Below are 4,097 nucleotides of genomic sequence, written 5' to 3'. Positions count from 1 at the left end.
CTGCCGCGCACAGTCTTTTTTTGTCCACATGCCTTCTTGTAACTATAAAAGCTGAAGTTTCCAAACACGCTCTGAATTATGAAGATCATTCGCCCAAAAACGTGTTTTTGGGCTCATTCACGGCGCTTTTCGCGCCGCGCCAGACTTTCGTCTGGCGGTAGAAGCCATTTCATACGAATTATGAAATGACTTCTAACCACTAGTACGGCTTAAGGAACCGCTGATTTATTCACAGAATAAATCAGCTCCATGCCCAAAGAGGCAAAAGCCTCTTTGGGAAAGACACGCCAAGTCGTTAATTTAACGGGAAACGTACATTTTCCCTCTTCACGACTTGCGGGCGGTCTTGCTCTGCAAGACCGCGGGAAACGCTTTAATCAGCGTTTCCTTAACACAATACGCTTCGTATCCTGTTGCCAGGCTCATTCGCCGAAAGACACGGTGTTCGGCTCATCCACGGCGGATATGCCGCCCGCACCCCAACGGAACGCATCCCCCCTTCTTCACCTAGAGGTACATGGACGCCGCCGCTCCGGGAACCAAAGCAAGCACGATTTGAAAAAATTTACCTCATCCCGAGAATGAGTTTTCCCGTTTTTCCATCCCAGATCAGGAAAATCATCACAGGGATGACGCCTTATTCCGGCTTTTTCGCTACAGATGGGCAACCGGGGATGTGGCATGTTTGCGCCGCGCCTCCTGTTTGCTGTGCCAAACTTCGCCCCATGCGACCGCATAGCGGGGAATGCCCCGTGCGGCGTATAAGCAACCTCAACGACAGAAGAAAGAATATGAAAAAATTCTGGCTTTCCCCCTGTTGCGTCCTGGGCCTGCTCTTGTGCGCTGGCACGTCCCACGCCGCTTTTTGGCAGGTTATCCATGATACTCCCGTGCGCGCGGAGCCTGACACTGGTTCCAAAGTGCTGGATATGGCCCGAAAAGGCTGGATTGTGAAAAACGACGTGACTCAAAGGAATTCTGGCCTGCAATGGCTCAAGGTGTGGGAGCTTGAGCGACATGCCGGAGAAGGCATGGCCTATGCCCATCTCATTTACCAAACCCCCGGCGAACCGGTGTACATCAGCGCCGCAGACGCGGTGGAAGTGGCGGATGAGAATGGAACGCCCATGAAGAAGGACAAGGTCGCCTCTGCCACGGATGCCGCAACGGCACGGGGCGTAAGCGTGAACCCTCTGCCCGCGCCAAAGGCGGCGGATCTGGCCTGCAATGGAGCCGTGGATGAAGCCGCGCTGAAAACGGCTCTGGAGTCCTGGATACAAAAATGCAATGCCGTTATCAGCAGCTATGAAGGCATGGATACCGACAAGGCGGCAGAAGAGCTACTCGCCTGGACGAACCATGGCATCGAAGGCAGCAGCCTTGAAGACGTCATCAACGATGTGGAATCCGTAGAAAACACGGTACGTTCCCTCCTGGAACGCTGGCTGGAAACCCAGTATCGCGGGTCCATGACCGTATTAAGTGCCGATGACCGGAAGATTCTGGATGTGCTGGCCACCTATGGCCTGAAGACAGAAATAACCGAGGGCTGCCCCTTCCTCATGGCGGATTTGACCACGTTGCGCAAAAGGATCAGCTTTAATCCTCCTGTTGCCGCCTATACCGCCTATATCGCCTTGCTGGAAACACAGCCGCAGATACTATTCTCGGATGGCGGCTGCCGCCATTCGGTGAAAGAAATGGGAACATGGGCCGTGCAATGGGAACAGTACCTGAAAACCGTACATGCCGACAGTTTTTATTTCATCAAAGGCAATGAACGCTACCTTGAATTTGCAACCTATATTCTGTTCAGCGATTTGCCCAACACTCCCGCCTTCCCCGAATACAACCAGGGCAAAATGGACGATGCATGGATGCAAGACCTGGAGCGTGTGGCCGCGGAAAACCCAGGCACGAAAACAGCCGGCCTGATCACGGAATTTCTTGAAAAGGTAAAAGCCAACGGCAACAAGCTGGCCCCCTCAACCCAAAAGGCGCTTTCGGGCAAACTGAATAAGCTCCTTGTCCCCAAGTCAACGGCAGCCTCCAGGCCGAGTGCGGCGGAAGAAAAGCTGCTGGGCAAACACATGTTTTCCCTGCAATGGATAGAAGGGCCCATGGGAGAGGCTACGGTGTCCCGCACGGAAAACGGCGGTATGCGTATTAATGCAAAGCAGGAACACAACGGGGACTACGTAACTCTGAACGGTGATGTGTGTGTTCTTGATGGCAAAACTTTTCTGGTTAAGGGAGATATGGCCACGCGTGTGAGTTTTATTGCTGGCGGCATGCGCTGCGCCCGCACGGGAGAATTTGTATTTGAGGTGAAGGGAAACCGCAAATACTGGCGGCTTCAACAGATGCTCAACCCCTGTGAATCCGTGACCGATTATGTGGATGTGTATTTCAAGGGTATATAAGAAGGACTGACGCTTGTCGTTGATATCGGATTTGGTCCTATCGAAAAATATACGTCCAAGTAGCCGGGCGGCGGTCAAGCGGGTGGATGCCCTGCGCTGTGAGCCGCCGCCCGATTTATTTGGGCTCCATGTTCCGATGACAGCCATCGCAAAGGGCGGCACAAGCCGCCCTTTGCGATTTTACTCATGCACCGTCTTTTTGATGAACAAGCCTTCCGCAGTTGCCCCGTTTCCGACAAGATGCTGGCAATATCTGCCCTCAAGATATCGGGAAACAAGAAAATCGCTGTACAGCGACAGTTCTATGGCGCAGTTTTCGTCTTCTTCAATGAGAATTCTGTTGCCATGCAGGGTTACCGCGGCGGTTTCACCGGACAGAGCATCCTCGGGAAAACAGGCTGTTCTGTATGATGGGGCTCCGGTGAGCCCTATTATGCGGTATCTGACGCTTCCATCCTCCTGAATCTGCAAGGCAACCGTGCCGTCATCGCAATTGTCGCCAGTGCTGTAAGCATAGGTTCCAGAAGCGTTCTTCGCGTCAAATGTCCACTTATAGGGCGCATGTGTTCTGTCAACAGCGTTGACCCTGATGGGAAACTCTTTGCCTTCTTTAAATTCGTACCTGCCTTCGCTTTGCTCTATCATCCGCGGGCGGCCCACCCATGTTCCCGACAAAACGCCATGGACAAGAAAGCCTGTAATGGTACCGGAAATATCTCCATTGGGCAGCACTTCATACAGACGATACGAACCGTCCTTCTCTTTTCGACCCAGAAGCCGGATGGGAGTCTGGGTTTTCGTTTTGGTATAGACGACTTCCCCGGAGACAAGCCCATCTTTGCTGTCAAACCAGACGGCAACAGGAATTCTGTTGTTGATGACCCCTTTGCCTTCATAATATTGAACTTTCTCGGCCTCGTTCTGTTCTGCTGCCGCCTCTTCGGTCTTCCCCGGCGCAAATTCGGCATCAATGCGGGCTGAAAGCCGCCGCTCCAGATCCTTGGGCACTTTCTGGCCATTGGCGTCAATACTGACCATAAATTCCTCGACCAGAGTTCCCGTCAGCGTGCCCTGATGTTTTTTTGCGATATTTCCCAGCATCTCCGTCTTCCACCAATTCCATCGTTCCATGACCCCATCCTGGCCACGAGGGGGAATATCCTGGAATAACATAAGGTTTATGATGGCCTGATAGCGTTTCAAGGCATCAGGAGCATACGGATTTCCCGCATTGTCGCGCAGGAAATTCTCCAGTTGGGCGGCCCAGTCAGCCATATCGTTCTGCGACCAGAACACAAGGCCATCCTCACCGCCCAGTTCTTCTTTGCAAAGCGGCTGGGAAACCAGCACATCCACAAAAGCCCTGCCCTCCGGGCTGAAGTGAACGCGCTTGTAAAAAAAGGCATAATTCAACCGCGGAAATACCGCCCCTTCCTCTCTGGCGGGGATGAGCCCCAGTGAGTCAAGCATGGCCAGAATCTTTTGGTCTGAGGAACTCAGCGATTCTTTATTTGCCATGACGCGATCCCAACGCTCAAGCACAGGCTCAACAAGCCCCGCTATTTCCTCTTTGACATTGGAGTTCCAAAGCGCGCTTAGAGAATGTCCGGCATACATCTTGCTATACAAGTTTTCTCCAAAGGATACAGGCCAAAGCAAGGTAAAGTAGTCCCA

Annotated in this window: 2 protein-coding genes; one reads left to right on the top strand and one right to left on the bottom strand. The window is 52.7% G+C overall.

The window, feature by feature from the left end; all coding sequences use genetic code 11:
- Nucleotides 1–791: 791 nt before the first annotated feature.
- The gene (locus HF854_RS12130; protein WP_168936514.1) at nucleotides 792–2,423 is read left to right on the top strand and encodes a hypothetical protein; all 1,632 of its coding nucleotides are present in this window, start codon (nucleotides 792–794) and stop codon (nucleotides 2,421–2,423) included.
- Nucleotides 2,424–2,603: 180 nt separating this feature from the next.
- Here HF854_RS12130 and HF854_RS12125 read toward each other — a convergent pair.
- Nucleotides 2,604–4,097: hypothetical protein (locus HF854_RS12125; RefSeq protein ID WP_205906133.1), on the bottom strand; the 1,494-nt coding region annotated here is incomplete at its 5' end.

This window comes from Desulfovibrio piger (assembly GCF_012843875.1).
In the GTDB taxonomy this organism is placed as follows: Bacteria; Desulfobacterota; Desulfovibrionia; order Desulfovibrionales; family Desulfovibrionaceae; genus Desulfovibrio.
This window is presented reverse-complemented; position numbering and strand designations above follow the sequence as displayed.

What these genes read in the sequence shown, in the direction of transcription:
- HF854_RS12130 (WP_168936514.1), top strand. Translation starts at nt 792, where the DNA reads ATGAAAAAATTCTGGCTTTCCCCCTGTTGCGTCCTGGGCCTGCTCTTG.